The sequence below is a fragment of the Massilia sp. TWP1-3-3 genome, from assembly GCF_049897805.1.
In the GTDB taxonomy this organism is placed as follows: domain Bacteria; phylum Pseudomonadota; class Gammaproteobacteria; order Burkholderiales; family Burkholderiaceae_D; genus Telluria_A.
On record NZ_JAFCWX010000027.1, the window covers coordinates 61,615 to 78,024 of the forward strand.

The 16,410-nt window shown below is 66.7% G+C and carries 11 protein-coding genes; 1 reads left to right on the forward strand and 10 read right to left on the reverse strand.

The annotated features are described in order from the left end of the window. The first annotated feature begins 59 nt into the window (after positions 1-59). Positions 60-1,952, forward strand: a complete 1,893-nt coding sequence (locus tag ACP7D4_RS21800; protein WP_426105196.1) for a potassium transporter Kup — start codon at positions 60-62, stop codon at positions 1,950-1,952. A gap of 263 nt (positions 1,953-2,215) precedes the next feature. Here ACP7D4_RS21800 and ACP7D4_RS21805 read toward each other — a convergent pair whose 3' ends face one another. The 10 genes from ACP7D4_RS21805 to ACP7D4_RS21850 are packed head-to-tail and all read right to left on the reverse strand — an operon-like array spanning position 2,216 to position 16,406. Further along, positions 2,216-5,284, reverse strand: a complete 3,069-nt coding sequence (locus tag ACP7D4_RS21805) for a DUF6519 domain-containing protein (protein WP_426211277.1) — start codon at positions 5,282-5,284, stop codon at positions 2,216-2,218. Positions 5,285-5,326: 42 nt separating this feature from the next. Continuing rightward, complete coding sequence (locus tag ACP7D4_RS21810) at positions 5,327-7,429, reverse strand: phage tail protein (protein WP_426211279.1); 2,103 nt, start codon at positions 7,427-7,429, stop codon at positions 5,327-5,329. Beyond that, positions 7,426-10,590 carry a PA14 domain-containing protein gene (locus ACP7D4_RS21815; RefSeq protein WP_426211280.1) on the reverse strand — a complete coding sequence of 1,055 codons (3,165 nt, stop codon included), beginning with the start codon at positions 10,588-10,590 and terminating at the stop codon, positions 7,426-7,428. The genes ACP7D4_RS21810 and ACP7D4_RS21815 overlap by 4 nt, the downstream gene beginning before the upstream one ends. Beyond that, the gene (locus ACP7D4_RS21820) at positions 10,587-13,028 is read right to left on the reverse strand and encodes a putative baseplate assembly protein (RefSeq protein WP_426211282.1); all 2,442 of its coding nucleotides are present in this window, start codon (positions 13,026-13,028) and stop codon (positions 10,587-10,589) included. The genes ACP7D4_RS21815 and ACP7D4_RS21820 overlap by 4 nt, the downstream gene beginning before the upstream one ends. Then, positions 13,025-13,384: a GPW/gp25 family protein gene (locus tag ACP7D4_RS21825; RefSeq protein WP_426105206.1), complete on the reverse strand. Its 360-nt coding sequence runs from the start codon at positions 13,382-13,384 to the stop codon at positions 13,025-13,027. The genes ACP7D4_RS21820 and ACP7D4_RS21825 overlap by 4 nt, the downstream gene beginning before the upstream one ends. 1 nt (position 13,385) lies before the next feature. Continuing rightward, complete coding sequence (locus ACP7D4_RS21830; protein ID WP_426211284.1) at positions 13,386-13,709, reverse strand: hypothetical protein; 324 nt, start codon at positions 13,707-13,709, stop codon at positions 13,386-13,388. A 38-nt stretch (positions 13,710-13,747) separates the two neighbouring features. Next, positions 13,748-14,263, reverse strand: a complete 516-nt coding sequence (locus ACP7D4_RS21835) for a phage baseplate assembly protein V (protein WP_426105208.1) — start codon at positions 14,261-14,263, stop codon at positions 13,748-13,750. After that, positions 14,260-15,384 (reverse strand): hypothetical protein, encoded by a 1,125-nt coding sequence (locus ACP7D4_RS21840; protein ID WP_426105210.1) that lies wholly within the window; start codon positions 15,382-15,384, stop codon positions 14,260-14,262. The genes ACP7D4_RS21835 and ACP7D4_RS21840 overlap by 4 nt, the downstream gene beginning before the upstream one ends. Then, a complete protein-coding gene (locus ACP7D4_RS21845) occupies positions 15,377-15,730 on the reverse strand; it encodes a LysM domain-containing protein (RefSeq protein ID WP_426211286.1) in 354 nt (117 codons plus the stop codon). The genes ACP7D4_RS21840 and ACP7D4_RS21845 overlap by 8 nt, the downstream gene beginning before the upstream one ends. 19 nt (positions 15,731-15,749) lie before the next feature. Beyond that, positions 15,750-16,406: a hypothetical protein gene (locus ACP7D4_RS21850; RefSeq protein WP_426105212.1), complete on the reverse strand. Its 657-nt coding sequence runs from the start codon at positions 16,404-16,406 to the stop codon at positions 15,750-15,752. Between the last annotated feature and the right edge of the window lie 4 nt (positions 16,407-16,410).

Below are 16,410 nucleotides of genomic sequence, written 5' to 3' on the forward strand. Positions count from 1 at the left end.
TCTGTATAAGCTTTTCCTGATATTCTCGAAGTTTCAGGGTGCGCTGCACCTCAACCTATATGACTGGTGCGATTTTGACGTCCGAAAACAAGAACAGCAAGCTGCTCGCCCTCACCCTGTCCGCAGTTGGCATTGTCTATGGCGACATCGGCACCAGCCCCCTTTACACGCTCAAGACAATTTTCGATCCCACGCACGGCCTGGCATTAACCCAGGCCAATTTGCTCGGGATTGTTTCCCTGATTTTCTGGGGATTGACCATCATCGTCTCGCTGAAGTACGTGACGCTGGTGCTGCGGGCAGACAATCGAGGCGAAGGCGGCATCGTCGCCCTGCTTGCGCTGGCACTTGGCGCCTCGGTGAAGGGCTCGCGTATCTATGCCGGGCTGCTCATTGCCGGCGTCTTTGGCGCGGCCCTGTTTTACGGCGACAGCGTGATCACCCCCGCGATCTCGGTGCTGTCGGCGATCGAAGGATTGGAAGTCGCTACACCCGCGCTGAAACCGTATGTGGTCCCGATGACCATGATCGTGCTAATCCTCCTATATTCGGCCCAGCGTTACGGCACCGCCGGCATCGGCCGCTGGTTCGGACCGATCATGGTGCTCTGGTTCGCCGTGCTCGCCACAATGGGCGCGATCAATATTGTCCATTCGCCCGCGATCCTGTCCGCAATCAATCCCGTGCATGCCGTCGCTTTCATGATCAACAACCGGTATACCGCCTTCATCGCCCTCGGTGCCGTGGTGCTTGCCTTTACCGGTGCCGAGGCCTTGTACGCGGACATGGGGCACTTTGGAAAAAAGCCGATCCGCGCCGCCTGGTTCTTCATTGCCTTTCCTTCACTAGCGTTGAATTACTTGGGTCAGGGCGGCCTGTTGCTGGCCCATCCCGAAGCAATATCGAATCCGTTCTACCAGCAACTGGGCGCATGGAGCATTTATCCTCTGGTAATCCTTTCCACCATCGCCACCGTGATCGCATCGCAGGCGACCATTTCAGGTACTTTTTCGATGACCAAGCAGGCCATCGCCATGGGACTGCTGCCGCGCATGCGGGTGCAACACACATCGGAAAGCGAAATCGGCCAGATCTACATGCCGGCGGTGAACTGGCTTCAGCTGGTGGTGGTGCTGATCGCGGTAATCGGTTTTGGCTCCTCGGAGAATCTGGCTGCCGCCTACGGCATTGCCGTCACGGCGACGATGCTGGCCACGACCATCCTGACTTTCTTTGTGATCCGTTACCGTTGGAAATTAAACCCCTTGCTGTGCTGGACCGCAACCGGCTTCTTCCTTGTCATCGACCTCACCTTTTTCTCCGCCAACCTACTCAAGTTGTTGCATGGCGGTTGGTTTCCGCTAATGCTAGGCTCGGTCTTGTTTATCGTCATGCTGACCTGGAAGCGCGGCCGCCGGCTAGTGTTTCTGAACCTGCAAAAACATGCCATCCCGCTCGATGACTTCCTGCAATCGCTGTTTGTATCGCCGCCGCTTCGCGTGCCTGGTACCGCCGTTTTCATGCGCTCGGAGAGCGACGGGGTGCCGCATGCCATGTTGCACAATCTTTCGCACAACAAGGTCTTGCACGAGCGCGTCATATTCCTGACGGTGCAAGTGATCGAGGAGCCGTGGGTCGCGGACACGCAGCGGGTAAGCATTACGCCGCTCGGGCACGACTGCCACCAGGTCAACGTCAAGTATGGTTTCAAGGACGAGCCGGATATTCCTGGTGCCCTGGTGCTGTGTACAGAGCACGGCCTGAAGTTCGACATGATGGAGACATCGTTCTTCGTGGCGCGCCAGACCGTGATTTCGACGCCGGGAAGTGGCATGATGCCATGGCGCGAGCATCTATTCGTCACCATGTCCAGGAATGCACGCGACGCGGCAGATTATTTCCGCATTCCGAGCAATCGAGTGATCGAACTGGGGACTCAGGTCGAGATTTGAATCCGTGCCACCGGCGGAAGGTGCATGCGGCCGCGACACTGCGCGCAAGCGGATCGCGACCTTGTGGCCGAACATGCAGCGGGTCATGGCCGCCGATGCCGGACCCACCCGTCCGGTATCGCGCATGGACCAAGCGGTGTCGTTCAGACCGGATGCGTGCGCCCCCGGCAGCCTATGGTAGGACGCTGTCCTGGGTTGGCCCCGGCGCTTCCATTGCACATGGATGGCAACTGGCTCAAGTAACGTTACGCCGCTGGCGTGCCTCAGACGATATTTAACGCACCGTTGCCGAACTTTTCGGCCACATTGCCGACATTGAAAATCCGAAAATCGTTATGCGCGAAATTGCCCAGATATTTGGCCTGGGTCGCAAACACGGTACCCACGTCCTGATACGGGTGCAGCACGTTGTGGCACAGCGCCAGATCGAACGCCAGCATCTGCGTTTGGTAGCCAACCATGGTGTTTCCCTCGGCGATCAGCGTGCCGTAGGATTCATTGGTGTTCCCCTCCACCGACTGGCGCAGCCACTCGTCGCCCAAACGCATTTCGCGCATCTCGTTATTGCGTATGCGTAGCGCGCAGCGCCCGTCCCGGATCCTGAATGCCCCGGTTTGCACGCGTCCGCGCAAAGCATTGATCCTGCCATCCTCGTTGATGTCGCCACCGGACGATTCTCCATACACCGACAGCCGGCCATTGATCTGGTTGTCGCTAAGCGATGCGAGCGCCGGCGTGCCGCCCAGCATCAGCGCAAACCCGGGCGTATTCAACATCAACCCGGTGCGCAAGTTGTCCAGCGCCTGCGCCATGCCGCCCATTCTCGTCGACACCGTCTCGGCCAGCTCTGACAGGGCCCGCAAGGCATTGGTGGTGACCACGCCATCGCTACTGTGCTGCCTGACAAACAATTCATAGGTCTTGATCAACTCCCTGCGCTGCGCCTCGTCGTAGTTGACGAGCTCGCCCACCACGTCGGCCGTGATAGGACGGAAGAGCTCGCCGCCGCTGAGCTGCAAGCTGCGTTCAAGCGGCCTTAGCAAAGGAATCTCGGCCAGCACCAGGCCGAAGATTTCGACCGAGCTCTTCTGGAAGGTGCTCAGGCGGCAGTCGCGCATGTCAATATTGCCGGCGTCGGAGAGCCGCACCAGGCTTTGGCCGGGTTCGCTCATGCCGCCGATATGCAGATTGTGCAATTGCACCTGTGCCGTGCCCTCGACCCGCAAGCCGCTGGGCGCACCCGTGTTGATGAGGTCGAAATCGCGCAAGGTCAACGCCTGCATGCCCAGAAAGTTCAATTCCTGGCCGTCGAACATGAGGCGGCTGGCGCGCCCGGCGCCGTGGATCAGGAGCTTGAGGCCAGGAGCTTGCTGATCGATACCGCTCTCACCAAGATGATGCTCGCCGGGCAGCAGGCAGATGCAGATGTCGGACTTTTCCTGTTCGAGCAGCGTGCGCAGGGCCACGTCAAGGGTGGGAAAACTGCCTTCCTTGCCCACCGTCACGCAGCAGCCGCCCCCATGCGTGCGCATGCACAGGACGTCGATGGCGTCCTGCACATTGCTTACGCCCGCCGCGGCGAGATCGGCGCACTTGGACGCGTCGTAGGCCACTTGCGCGGCGACCAACAGGCGGGCCGAGAAATGCACGCTGGCGAACTTGCCCGGCGCCGTCTGCCCGGCTTCCAGCAATTCAACTGTGACGCGCTGATCGAGCACGTTCGCATCGAGCGTCCAGCCAATCGCGGCGATGCCGGTCGCCGCCGTGGTGGTGATCTCGACCTTGCCCCCGCCCGGGAAAAATCCGTCGCTGGCGGTGAATCGGAGCGCCGCGCCGGCCACGGGATACTGGCCGTTGAAGACCCCCACTTCAAGTGGACTAGGCAACAAATTATTGGCGGGGTCGAGAAAGTCGGGCATGATCTCCTGGCCGTCGCCGCCCACATACACCAGGTTTGTCAGTTCGCTCAGCGCCGGGAACAGCGACCGGCAATCGGACAGCACGCTCCAGGTGCCGCCCGCCGCCGAGAGCATGGCCAGGCGCGCGAACGCGCGCAACACGCCTTGCGGCCCGATGAAGGCGCTCTGGCCGCTGGGCTCGCGCGGCCATTCGATGTCGGCGCTTGCGGTGCGTGCCGGAATAGTCCAGTAGTCGCCCATCCGGTAGCTGCCGGACGTAAATTTGATCTCGACCCCGTCCTCCAGCTCAACCCAGCCGCCGGCAGCGCCTGGCGCCGCCAGCGTCATGTCGCCCCAGTCTTCCCACACCCGCACGCGCGGGTTTTGCAGGAACAGCGCTTGATCAAGGCTGCCGGTCGCGCTCGCCAGGTCGAGCGTGACGACGTTGCCGGCCGTCTTGAGCACCCTGACCAGCGTGCCCGACAGGCCCAGCAACTCGTGGTTGTCGTCGAAGAACTCGAGCCAGCAGCGCGCCACGATGGCCAGCGTGGCGTCGCGCCCGATCGAATCGACCTCGCATTCGTCGGCAATCGGGCTGCCCAGCCAGCGCACCACTTTGGAGGCCAGAAAACCGTTATTGCGCGACCATTTATAGCGCAGCGAGGTCTGCGAACCGTCGTCGTGGATTTCGACCCGGTACAACTGGTTTTCCAGACGCCGGTAGCCGGCGTCGGGACTGAGCAGGCAAGGATCCTTGGGCGGCGAGCCCGGTTCGGCGCGCGCGGCCAGTTGCCCGGTCGGCGGCGCCGTTAGCGTGTTCCAGTCCGCCACGTCCGACAGGCACGTCAGGGCCTCGCCCGGTTCGCCCGCGCGCAGCAGCTTGACCTGCCACAGGGTTTTTTCGCGCGTGGCGGTGTCCGGCCCGCCCAGCGCGACCTCGCGCATCAGGGGTTGTTCGAGCACCGTCAGGTGGCGCTGCCACAGTTCGAGGTAGGCGATGTAGACCCCGTCCGGTGGATCCTGGGGCGCGCCGGCGCCGTCGTAGACGATGATATTGGCCGGCCGTGGCGCGCCGGCCGGCGGCAGGTCAATCGAAAAAGCGCCGGGCGGCACAATGGGCGAGGCCGCAGCCGGAAAATCGGGCTGGGTGCTCATGCTCACCTGCGTCGCGTTTTCGCACACAATGCCCTCGACGTAATAGCGCCCCGCCCCGATCAGCACATTCTTGCCGGCCGCTGTGAGCGTGAAGCCGCCCTGGTCCAGGGGACCGGCCGCGTGGCCGAGCGTGTCGACGGTTTCGCCTTCGATCCGGTGGTTGAGGATATCCTGCTGCTCGTTCCAGTCGGCGTCGAGCTGGACCCGCCCCTGCTGCATGCGCACGCTGCGATAGTGGTTCTCTTGCTGAAACGTGAGGCGGGTGAGGTCTGCTTTCATTGCGCGTGTTTCCTTCGACGTGAATGGAGTTGTTCTGACGTTCTAATTGACGAAAATGACACCCGCCTCCAGGCCGAAGCGCAAGTATTCGTCGAGCGCCTGGGTGATGTTGGCTTCGCGCTGGGCTTGTTTGAGCATGTTCCATACGCCCATTTCCGCGCCATCGTCGGCGCCGCGCCGGATTTCACTGGCCGTGCCGGAGGTCAATTGGAAATAGGCCGGGTCGGCATAGCCGACCTGGGTAAAACTCGGTCTGACCCGCACCGCCTCGGCCGCCGCCAGCGCCGGCGCGAGGTCCTTGACGACCAGGTCGGGCTGGCAGCGGTGGCGGCGCGGCGTCTGCGAGCTCTGGGGCACGTAACAAAAGCGCACGCATCCCTGCTGGGTGCGCTCGATGCTCACGCGCGCACCAAACAGGCTGTTGCCGGCCGCCAGTTCGCCGGCCGCCGTCGTGCCCGGCACGGTGCAGCGTTCGATCCGCAGCGCGCTGCGCGGCAGATCGAAGGACGCGACCACGCTGTCGCCGGCCGCGACCGCCGCCAGCGCGTTTTGCGCGCGTACCGGTCCGCACACGCAATGGCTGAGCACAAGCTGCAGTTCCGGCGCACTGCCCGTGTGCGCGATGCCGCCGCGCGCCGGGGTCAGGCCGCAATGACGCAGGTCGACTTCGCGCAGCGGGCCGTCGAGCAGCAACTGGCCGTCCAGCGTGATGCCCGACAGGCCAAAGCGCGTGGTTCCATTACCCTGCAGATGGATGTCGCCAATGAGCACCGGGCGGCGCCGGTTGCGCGCCTCGATCACCAGATACGATTCGGGCAGCACCAGCATGGGAGAAATGGCTTCGCTGGCGTCCGTGTCGAGCTCGATCAAGGTACGCTTGCCTGCCACCACCAGCGCCAGCGCTGCTGCCAGCGTGGGCAACGCGCCCGCGCCCGCGCCAACCCGCAGCGCCACGTCAAAGCCGCGCCCGCCCAGCAGACCGCTGCCGTCCTCGTCGACGCGGCGCGCACCGCGCCGGTCGTACGGCCCGCCCCCTATGTCGCCGGGAAAACCGACCGCGTACGCCACCTCGACTTTGGCCGCGACTTTGCCCGCCGGCAAAGCGATCCGGCCCAGCACCGGATCGATGCCGACCAGCATGCGCGCCGAGTCGCGCGGAAAGTCGAGCTCGGGCCGCCCGGCCACGCGCGCGGCCACCGTCAGCTGCGCCGGCGGGCGGCGCCAGTCGTGCGGGGCTGCGTCGTCCGAGCGCGCCGACAGATTGCACACGAGCATATTTTCAGGCGGGACTGCCTCGCCGTCGAGCCAGATGCGCAGCACCGCCCCGCCGTCCGCGTCAAAGTAGCCGAGCGGCGGGTCGGTGTCGTCGACCAGCGCCTGGCGCAGCGCGTTCAGTTCGTCGTGCAGCAGCCGGCGCGAGATCGGCTCGGGCACGTTGACCGGTTCTGCCAAGTGGCCCACGCTGTCTTCGGCGCGCGGGCGGTTGAACAGCGCCATGTCGCGTCCCAAGGGGTCGAACCGGAAGCGGCCTGCGTGCGCCGCCTCGGCCGGCGCGCTGCCGCGTCCCTGCAGGGCGAACGCGGACAGGCGCCACAGGTACAGGCCGACGTTGGCAATGTTGTAGCGCCCACCGGGCAGCGCGCGCAGTTCGGCAGTGTGGGCGGCGCGGTCAAAGGCGCCGTCGATACGCTCCATGGCGAGCGCGTGGCGCAAGTCGGGCGTGCGCACATTCGCAGTACGGGTGTGGTTCACGTGCTGGGTGGTGGCCAGCAGCTGGAAAAATTCGACCGCGCGCGCCGGCCAGCCGCTCGCGTTGAAGGCCAGCTCCTCGAGCACGGACAAGGTGCCTTTGCGGCGCCGCAGGCGCAAGGTGTTGGCCACCAGCGCGCGCTGGCCGAACGCGGGCGTGCCGGCCACCGAGTACAGGCCGCGCACACCTAGCAGGTCGCCGATGTACGGCACCAGCGACTCGTCGCACGTCTCGATGAACCAGTTCTCGTACAGGCGCGCGATGTCGTCGTCAAGCACCGCGCCTTGGGCGGCGATTACTGTCAGCAGCGCGCGCAGCGAGCCGCCCTGCTCGGCGTCGCGGCTCTGGTAAAACGCCGGCAGGCGCGAAAACAGGAAATCGGCGTCGAGGCTCATGCCGTCACCTCGGACAGGTTCACATCAGCCAAGTCGGGCAGCAGCAGTTCGGCCGGTGCCACTTGCCCGTCCTGCCAGTGCGCGCGCTGCGATCGCAGGCGACCGTCCGGGCCGGGCACTTGTGCCTGCACCGGCCCGCCGGGCGTCGCGCGCAGCCGCATCTGGTCAAGGTCGATCCAGTCGACCCCTTCCACCGCCTGCATCGCGGCCAGCAGTTCGCTGCCGCTGAGCGACTGTCCGTAGCTGCGCGCGGCAAAACCGAACGCCGCCTGCAAGGCCAGCCGCACGCGCGCGAGCACCGGTGCGGCGCGCTGCCCAGCCAGCACCGCCACGCGCGCATCCAACCCGAACCACAGGGTGCGCCCGGGGGCAATGGTGAGCATCTGGTGGGGCGCACGCGCCGCGTCGACGGCAGCGGCCAGATTGCGATGCAGCGCCGAGAGCGGGTCGATGTCGGCGCCGTCGACCCCGCCCACGGTCAGGTGCACCAGGCGCTGGGCGCCGTTCCACAGCCAGACCGCCTGCGCCTTGCCGATCCCGGCAAAGGCGGCGGCGAAGTCCTGGACATCGCGCAGCGACACGATCCGGTCGAGCGTACGCACCGTCAGCGGCGCGTTGGCGCGCGCCCGCGCCCCGCTCTCGGGGTCGGCGCCGCCGCTGGCGGGAACCGGGTTGACCACCTCTTTCAGGCCGAGTGGACGCATCAGCAGCAGGTCGATTTTTCCGCTCGCCAGATTGCCTTGCGAGCCGAGGCCAACCCGGTAGCTCGCCTCGACGTTGAGTTCCCCACTGGGCAGGCGCGCGCCGTGCACGCCGTCGCCAAACTGCACCACGCTCTGGCCGTCGTCGTTCAATTGCAGCACGTAGCCGCGCGTGCGCGGCCCGAGCAGGCCGATGCGCGGCGCCGCCTGCCACAACACGCCGTCCACCCGCAGCGCGAGCGTGCTGGCCGCGCCCGACGCGGTGGCCGCCGCGATGTGGGTCAGCGGCGCCTGACGCAGGGCAAAGCGCTGGAACGTGCGGCTGCTGTCGCCGCCGCCAAGCAGCTCCGGCTGGATCTGCATCTGGCGGCTGTCGCCATGGCTGGCGGCAGCCACGTTGGCGTTGACGCGCAACGTCGCCGGCAAGTAAGCGTGCACCAGCGCGGTTTCCAGCAGCAGGCGGGTGTGCCCGTCCACCACCTCGGCGTGCTGGATGCGCACCACTTCCGAGGCTGGCTCGAGCAAGGCCGTCAGGCGCTGCCCGTCAATGAACGTGAACCTGGCCGACTTGCCGTCGCGCGCGGGTTCGAAAGCGGCCAGCGGATCGTGGTTTTGCAGGCGCGCCTTGAGCGCTGCGTTCCCGGCCCCCTCGCGCAGCACCTTGCCCGCCAGCGCGATCATGCGCCCGGCGGCCAGCTCGTCTTCCTGCGTGGTCAAGTCGAGCACCAGCCCTGCGAGCAGCCCGGAACGGGGCCGCGCGGCCCAGGCCAGTTCGCTCGACTCCCCGTACGCGGCGGTTGCGCGCAGCTGGTCGTTGAACAATTCGCGCAGCCGCGCGCCGCGCAAGAGCAGGCGCGTGGTCTTGCTGGTAAGCGTGAACTGCGAGCGGCCATCGTCGCTGGCCGTCACGACCTGATACAGCTCGCGCCGTTGGCCAAGGCCGAGCACCATCCAGCTACCCGCCACCCACTTCGTATAGCTGGCGTCCAGATGCACGCTGTTGACGTCGCGCGGATACAGGCGCTCGGCCGGCACCACCTGCTTGGCCAGGCCCGGACCCTGCCACGAAAAAACGATGGTCGCGCCGCCACCGTTTTCGTAATACTCGAGCCGCAGATCGTATTTTTTTCCCCGTTCCAGGCCCGCGGCCAGCACGCCAAATTCGGTACTCCCATGGTCGACCCATTGATCGATCAGGAGCTTGCCGTCCAGCCACAGGCGCACGCCATCGTCGACCAGCACGAACAGGGTGTAGTCGCCCGTGGCCGGCACTTCCAGCCAACCGCTCCAGCGCGCCGCAAAATGGTCGACGCCAACGCGCGCGTCCGGCCCGCCGGCGCCCCAGTGGAAATCGATGACCGGGTCAAGCCGCGCGCACGCCGGCACGTTGAGCTGTTTGCCAGCGAAATACTCGGCATACAGCCCGCTGCCGGCCAACTCGCCGGGCGGAGCGTCGGAGACGCCCGCCATGGTAAAGCCCGGCCACTGGCCGTGTTCACCGATCGGCGCCTGCTCCGGCTTGTCGAAGCCGAGGTAGGCCGCGCGCAGGGTGGCCGGCATGGCACGCCAGTCGGGCGCGTTGGCGCCGAACAGGGCGGCCTTGGCGCGCAGCGCGTAACAGCGCGCGTTGGTGGCGACGGGGGCGCCCGGCGGCGCGGACGAGCCGAGCGCGCGCTCCAGCGTGACGACGCTGTGGCCAGCCAGCGGATCGGCGCTGGCTTCAAGCGGGGCCACCGCCAGCACGCGCGTGACCTGGCGCACGTCCCAGTGCAAATCGGCCGGATCGGCCAGCCGTTCGTCGCCCACCACCAGCAGCAGGTCGCCGGCCTGCAGGCCGGTATGCTGGCCGCGCAGGTAGAGCGTGTCGGTGCCGACGACGGGAGTCACGCTATCCTCATGCGCGACCGCCAGCGCGTTCCAGCGCGCGCGCGCGTCAATCGCTTCGAGCGTCTCGAAGACCTGGGCGGTTTCGTCCTGCCCGGGCGTGCTTTGCGTCTTCAGGCCAAGCGGAATGCGCATGCCGGCCGGCGCGCCGGGCGCGCTTTCCATGCCGAACGCGAGATAGGTCGATGCCGCCACGCCGGGGCGCAATTCGTAGCCGATTGTGCGCGCCAGTTCGAGCACCGAGCGGCGCTCGGTGGCGCTGCGCAAATAACCCTCGTTGGCGATGCGCTCCTGGTAAAAACTAAGCACATCGAGCAGCGCCGACCAGCCGTCCAGCAGCGCCAGCGCGGGGTCGTCCGGCGCGCGCGTGGTCAAACCGTGCAAGGCGTCCTGGCCGGCCAGCGCGGCCACCTGGCTTTGCAGGAAGCGCGCATGGGTGCCGACCCGCATCTTGAGCGCCGACTGCCCGGGAGGATTGGCCTGGTCGGCCGGCGTGACGCTGTGCACGCCCTTGCAACAGTCGCAGTCGGCCAAGGTATCTGCAAAGGAGTCGGCCCGATTCAATTCGTCGCTCATATTCCCCCACACATGGTCAGCATCAGATGGCCGTTTTCCGGAAAGCTGGGATCGTTATCGAGGCGCAGGACCTCCAACGGCGCCGCCTGGATGCGCGCGTTCTCGATCTCGTGGTCGGCCGGTTTGCCCCAGCGTTGAAAGCGCAGCACCTCGATCGAGGCCACGCCGCTGACCTGCATGGCGGCCGCGATCAGGCGCGACACGCTCAGCGGGTCCCCAAAAGTAAAATGGTCCGGATGAAAAAAGCCGGCCTGCCCGTTCGCGTCGCGCCCGGCGCCCAGCGCCTGGTATAGAGCTTTTTCAACCGGAGCGCTGAAAAAGCCGGGCGCCACGCACACCAGCAGTGCGATATCGAGCGCCACGAACACCGGGGCGGCCAGGTCGAGGTCGTGGCCGGCCAGCCGAAAACGCTCGAGGTGCTCCAGCATGGCCGCGCGAAAGGCCGCATCGAGCGGCTTGCCGCCAAGCCGGTCGACGATGACGACCATGGTGTACCAGCTGCCGGTCCAGCGCAGCCGGGCCAGCGCGCGCTGCACTTCGGGATGGCGTTCGGCCACGCGCGCATAGTCGTCCTCCGTGACCGCGCGCTCCTGCACCCGGAATGCTTCGGGAGCGAGCAGCTTGATGGCGTCGGCCGGCTCCGGGTCGACCCCGCCGACGGCTGCCAGCGGGTTGCGTACGCCAACGATGGCCAGGCGCAGCACCGGGTCCTCGCTGACGATGCGGGTGAGCGACTCGGCCCCCACGTTGCCCTCGCCGCCGCCGCCGCCGCCGACCCGGTAGTGCGCCAGCAAGCGCGCCTGCGGCTCGGGCGCCATGCCGAACTGCCGGTCGCCAAAGCGCAGGTGGGCGCTGCCATCGTGCTCGGTCTCGACCACGAACTCTTGCGCGAAGCGGTCGCTGCCGAGCAGGTCGGCGCGCGCATTCCAGCGCGGCGCGGCAGCGGCGCCGTCCAGTTCCAGGTACATGCCGGCCGGCTGGACCTGTTGCAAGTCCTGGCTGAGCGCAGCGCGCGCCGACTGCCCCAGTGCGGCGCGGTGCCGGTAAGGCTGGGCGAACGCGAGGCCAGTGTCGGGCAGGCGCGGGCGGTAGCGCGACCCGGCCGGCGCGAGCGGCGGCAAGAGACCGACCCGGTCGCGCGTAAAGCCATGGTCGGCCAGCACCACGTTGCCGCGCGCGCGCGCCAGCTGCAGCGTTTGCAGGCCGCCGCCGAGCGGCCGTTCCACCGTCACGCACAAGGCAAACGGCAATGCGTCATCAGCGTGCCAGCGCACCAGTTGCAGCGCCACCGGCAGCGCCGCGTGGGTCACCGGATCGACCGCACCCATCGGGTCAACGCCCGCCTCCACTGCCAGCAGGCGCACGGCGTGCCGGTGGCTGCGGTCGGCGTCGGCGGCCAGGCCGGTGCCGGGATTGGCGACTTCCTCGAGCACCAGCACATCGCCGGCCTTGAGCGAGAGTCCGGCGCCGTCGACCAGCGCGGCCGAGGTGCTGCCGCGCGCCAGGCAAAAATTCGGATCGCCCCAGGCGTGGATGCCGATCCCGTTGTGGGCCGACTGTAGCGTGAGCTCGTGCATGGTTTCGAAGACTTGCACCTGCGGGTCCGGCAGGGTGTGCAGGATGGCGGCCCGTTCGATCGCCCCGCCGCCCGCGGCGCCGCGCGTGAGCACTGGCGTGGACGCCGGCAAGACGCGTCCGTCGGCCGCCAGCAGCACGCTCAGGGCCACCCACACCCGGCTGTTGCAACCGTCATTGATGGCGTAGTCGAGCAGGCGCGCATGGCGGCGCAGCGAGACGCGCTGGCGCGCCGTGCCCAGGTAAGCTTCGGTGGCGACCGCGTCCTGGTAATAGCTGAGCTGGTCGCCCACGTGCGCCAGCATCTCGACCAGCGCCACGGAAAAATCAGCCGGATTGCGCTCGCGCGAAAGCGGCATGAGCTGCCCCATGCGCTCGAGCATGAGGCGCCGAAAACTCGTGTAATCCTTGGCCAGATAGTCGAGCCGGGGTTCCACGTAGACGGGCGGCGCGCAGGTGCGCGCCGTCAGGCAGTCGAAGTCGGACGGGCACTCGGCCTTGAAGCTGAAGGCAATGTTAGAGAGGCAAGGGTCGAAGCCGGCCGGTGCTTCGAGCGGCGCGGCCGGGTTTTGCAGCAGCAGCGTGTACGACGAAAAGTCGCCCGTCCGGTCTACGCGCACGCTCACCTCGCGCCCCGCCACCAGCACCGGCCCATCGAGCTTGACGCCGACGATCCTGACCCCGCCCTCGACCCGAAAATGGGCCGCTGCCAACCCCGCCACAGGGTGGACGAACACCACCTTGAGGGTGCGCTGGTCGGCGCTGCCAATTTCCAGATAGTCGATGCCGTTGAGCGTGGGCGGGTTCAGTTCGCGCAGCAGTTGCACGCGGTGCGGATGGGCGCTGCGGAACTGGCGCTTCAAGGCAGGCTCCGGGCAAACGAGGCGCGCACCCGCTCGCGGTCGCGCCGCACCACGTACTGGAGCTCGACATGCAGCTGCGCCTCGCGCGCCTCGACCGCCACCGCCTCCACTTCGATCAGTTCGCCCAGCCATTGCTGGAGCGCGCCTTGCACCGTCATCTGGACGGCGGCGGCGAGCGCGTCGCTGTTCGGCGCGAACGCCAGTTGCAGCAGGCCGCAGCCGAAGTCGGGGCGGTTGACGCGCTCGCCCGGCACCGTAAACAGTACCTGCTCGATCATGTCGCGCAGGTGCGCGTCCTCGAACACGGCGGCGCTGCGCCCGCGCGCGTCGATCCGGAAGGGAAAGGCGAGCGCCATGTCAAAGTCCTATCACACGGGTCTGGGTTTGCAGCGCCGTCATCGGCGTTGCGGTGGGTGCGCAGATCGAGGGGGCCGCCTGCAGCAGCACGGGTTGGCCGCCCGCCATCACCCGGGTCGCGCCGGCCAGCCACTGCCCGCTCACGCACGGTCCGTTGCCGACCGGCGGCGGCGGCATCGCGCAACCGGCCACCACGTAGGGCGCGCCCAGCGTGACCACCGGCTGGCCGGACACGCTCACGCGCGGGAACGGCGCGCTCGGCGTAGCTTGGCCGCCGTGCGCGCAAATCACGGTGGCGCCGACGTGCAATAGGAATCCGGGCATCTGGTGGTCCTCCAAAAAATGGCTAATATGAAAAAGCGCTAGATCACCGTCAGCGCGCCCGCGTTGATGTTGACCGCCGGTCCCAGCAGGGTGATGGTGGCGCCCTGCCCGTTGCTGATCGTGATGCCCAACTCGGTGATCGAAATGAGCGCACCGGTTGTACTCTTGAGCAGGATGCCGCCCGTCGGCCCCGGCAGGTCCGACAGCATCAGCGTGTTTTGACCACCGGTCTGCAGCACCACGCTGGGCGAAACGGGCAGTCCGGCCAGCGCCAGCACCGGCACTTCGGCCGCGCTGCCCCAAAAACCGCCGACCCAGACCGGATAATCAAGATCGCCCTGCTCGAACTCGACCCAGACCCCGTCGCCGATCTGCGGCAGCACGTACAGGCCGCTCTGGCGGCCGGCGAAGGGCACGCAGGGCATGGCCCAGCTGCCCGGCACCAGCCCCGTGGTGTCGGGCACCATGACCTGGATGCGCCCTTTTTGCATGGGGTCGATGTTGTTGAGCACCGTGCCGCGGAACTTGCCGTAGAAACGCGTCCGTTCGCTCATGTCGGCACCAGGGGCAAGGTCGACAGCAGGCCGTTGCGCGCGAGGGAAAATGTTTGCTTGAATTCGCCCGGCTTGAAGGTGCTGCTGACCTTTTTGACGTAATACAGGCCGTCGAAGGCCCCCCCTGCGCCGCGCACGCCGACCAGGCGGCGCGCCATGAGGATGCTGCCATACCTGAACACGTCCAGGCTGCCGTTGGCGCTGACCACGTCGGCGCTCGAGGCGGCAGCGGCCAGACCGCGCGATATGGCGGCCATGGGCGACATCTTGGCGGTTTCCTTGAGCAAGGTGATCTCCTTGGGAATGGGCGCGAGCAGGCCAAGCGGTGGGCTGAGCAGCGAAATATTTGGAATTGGCAGCGGCAAGGCGATCTTGGTCAGCGCGTTATGGATAAACACGATCGGCATCGCCGCGCCGGTCTGGTTGACCGCGAACGAGAGCGTGTCCACATTGCTGTGCGCGTCCATGCCGATGTTGAGCGCCGGCTGGGGCAGGCCGAGCCGGATTTCCGGGCCCCAGTAAGCCGTGTTCATGCCCGGCAGCGGGCCCGGGCTTACGTAAAACACGTAGCCGACATCTTTGGCTAGCTTTTGCACGTAGGCCAGGTCGGTTCCCTCATGCAGGGGAATCGATTCGACCGGGATCGGCACGTCGGTAAAAATCGGGGGAATCACCAGCGGCACCATGCCAAACATTGCGTACTTTGCCAGCACCAGGGCCACCCGCGCCGGGGCCGGCATGGCCGGATAGGGAATGCCGTTGAACTCTTGCTGGTCCATCGCCACCGACAGGTCTTCGCCGGTGATGGTGAGCACGCTCATGCCCGGCTCGTTCGCGGCGCCGATCTCCTGGCGCGTGATCAGGCCATCCATCATCACCGTGGGCAGGCTGTTGATGGTGACCACGATGAGCACTCGCAGCCACGGCACCTGGCCGCCGGCCAGCAGCAAGAGCGTGTGCAGGGGCGAGTGATTGTCGACGTTGAACTTGATCTGAAAGCCACTGCGCGCACCCGCGTCCGACGTCACCTGGATGCTTTGCAGCGCGTCCATGACGGGCCTGGGAGCGGGCACCGGCTGCGCCGGCCCGACCAGCAGCGAGACGTGGATCCCCTTAAGCATCGACCGGCCCCGCCATGCCTTCGGGCAGGGTCAGGCGCAAGCGCCGCCCGCCCTGCTCCAGTTCGCGCGCGTCGAGCAGGCCGTTGGCGTCGGCCAGGCGCCAGAACAGGCCCGGGTCGCCCAAGTAGGTGGCGGTGAGCAGGTCGAGCCGCTCGCCTTGCACCACGCGATGCTCGAACAGGGTCGCGTAGCGTGACGGGTCGGGCACGAAACGGCGCCGCAGGTGGACGATGCGCTCGCCGTCGCGCACCATCTCGACCGTGCCGGTGGCGGCGTAACGGCTGGTGGGGGGGAAGTGCTTGTCGCTCATGCCTGCTCCTTCGCTCATGCCTGCTCCTTCGCTCATGCCTGCTCCTTGTGTGATTTCACGGCGCCGCGCCCAGGCCAAGCCCGGCCAGCGCCGCGCTGCCGGACTGCCGTGCCAACTGCTCTTTTTGCTGCTGGTAGACCATGAACAGGTGGCCGCCCTTGTCGTTGAAACCGAGGTCGTTGATGTTGAGCACCCGCATGCCCAGGCTCACGCGCGCGCGGATCGGATTGAGGTTGGCGTCGAAGGCTTCCTCGACGATCGAGAAATCGGTGATCCGCACCGGCACCACGCGCGACTGGCTCCACACGAACAGCGGCAGCGGCGCCTGCACCGGCGCGATTTCAAGCGTGCCGGCGCCGGCCAGCTGGTTGTTGCGGATCAGCGTCTCGCTGTTCGGGTAGACGATGATTTCAAGCGCGGCCAGTTGCGGATGCAGGCCCACCTTGACCGCCATCGGGTGCCCGGCGGGGAATTCAAGCTGGTCGCTCGCGTCAAGCACGATCTCGAGCTTGATGGTTTCCACGGGCGGGCCCTTGAGCCGCAATGGTTCGCTGGTGCCGCCGGCGCCGCCCGTGCTTTGCGGCTGCAAAGCGCGCGTGACTGTGTCCGGGTTGTACTGAAGCGCGATGACGCGCTGGATCAAGCCGTCCGCCGGATTCATCAGGATCAGGCCGCCCTTGAGCAGGCGCGGCGAATTGGAAAATCCCGTCATGGCG

Coding starts and splice junctions, on each gene's coding strand:
- ACP7D4_RS21800 (WP_426105196.1), top strand. CDS start 60: ATGACTGGTGCGATTTTGACGTCCGAAAACAAGAACAGCAAGCTGCTC.
- ACP7D4_RS21805 (WP_426211277.1), bottom strand. CDS start 5,284: ATGAAAGCAGACCTCACCCGCCTCACGTTTCAGCAAGAGAACCACTAT.
- ACP7D4_RS21810 (WP_426211279.1), bottom strand. CDS start 7,429: ATGAGCCTCGACGCCGATTTCCTGTTTTCGCGCCTGCCGGCGTTTTAC.
- ACP7D4_RS21815 (WP_426211280.1), bottom strand. CDS start 10,590: ATGAGCGACGAATTGAATCGGGCCGACTCCTTTGCAGATACCTTGGCC.
- ACP7D4_RS21825 (WP_426105206.1), bottom strand. CDS start 13,384: ATGGCGCTCGCCTTTCCCTTCCGGATCGACGCGCGCGGGCGCAGCGCC.
- ACP7D4_RS21830 (WP_426211284.1), bottom strand. CDS start 13,709: ATGCCCGGATTCCTATTGCACGTCGGCGCCACCGTGATTTGCGCGCAC.
- ACP7D4_RS21835 (WP_426105208.1), bottom strand. CDS start 14,263: ATGAGCGAACGGACGCGTTTCTACGGCAAGTTCCGCGGCACGGTGCTC.
- ACP7D4_RS21840 (WP_426105210.1), bottom strand. CDS start 15,384: ATGCTTAAGGGGATCCACGTCTCGCTGCTGGTCGGGCCGGCGCAGCCG.
- ACP7D4_RS21845 (WP_426211286.1), bottom strand. CDS start 15,730: ATGAGCGAAGGAGCAGGCATGAGCGAAGGAGCAGGCATGAGCGACAAG.
- ACP7D4_RS21850 (WP_426105212.1), bottom strand. CDS start 16,406: ATGACGGGATTTTCCAATTCGCCGCGCCTGCTCAAGGGCGGCCTGATC.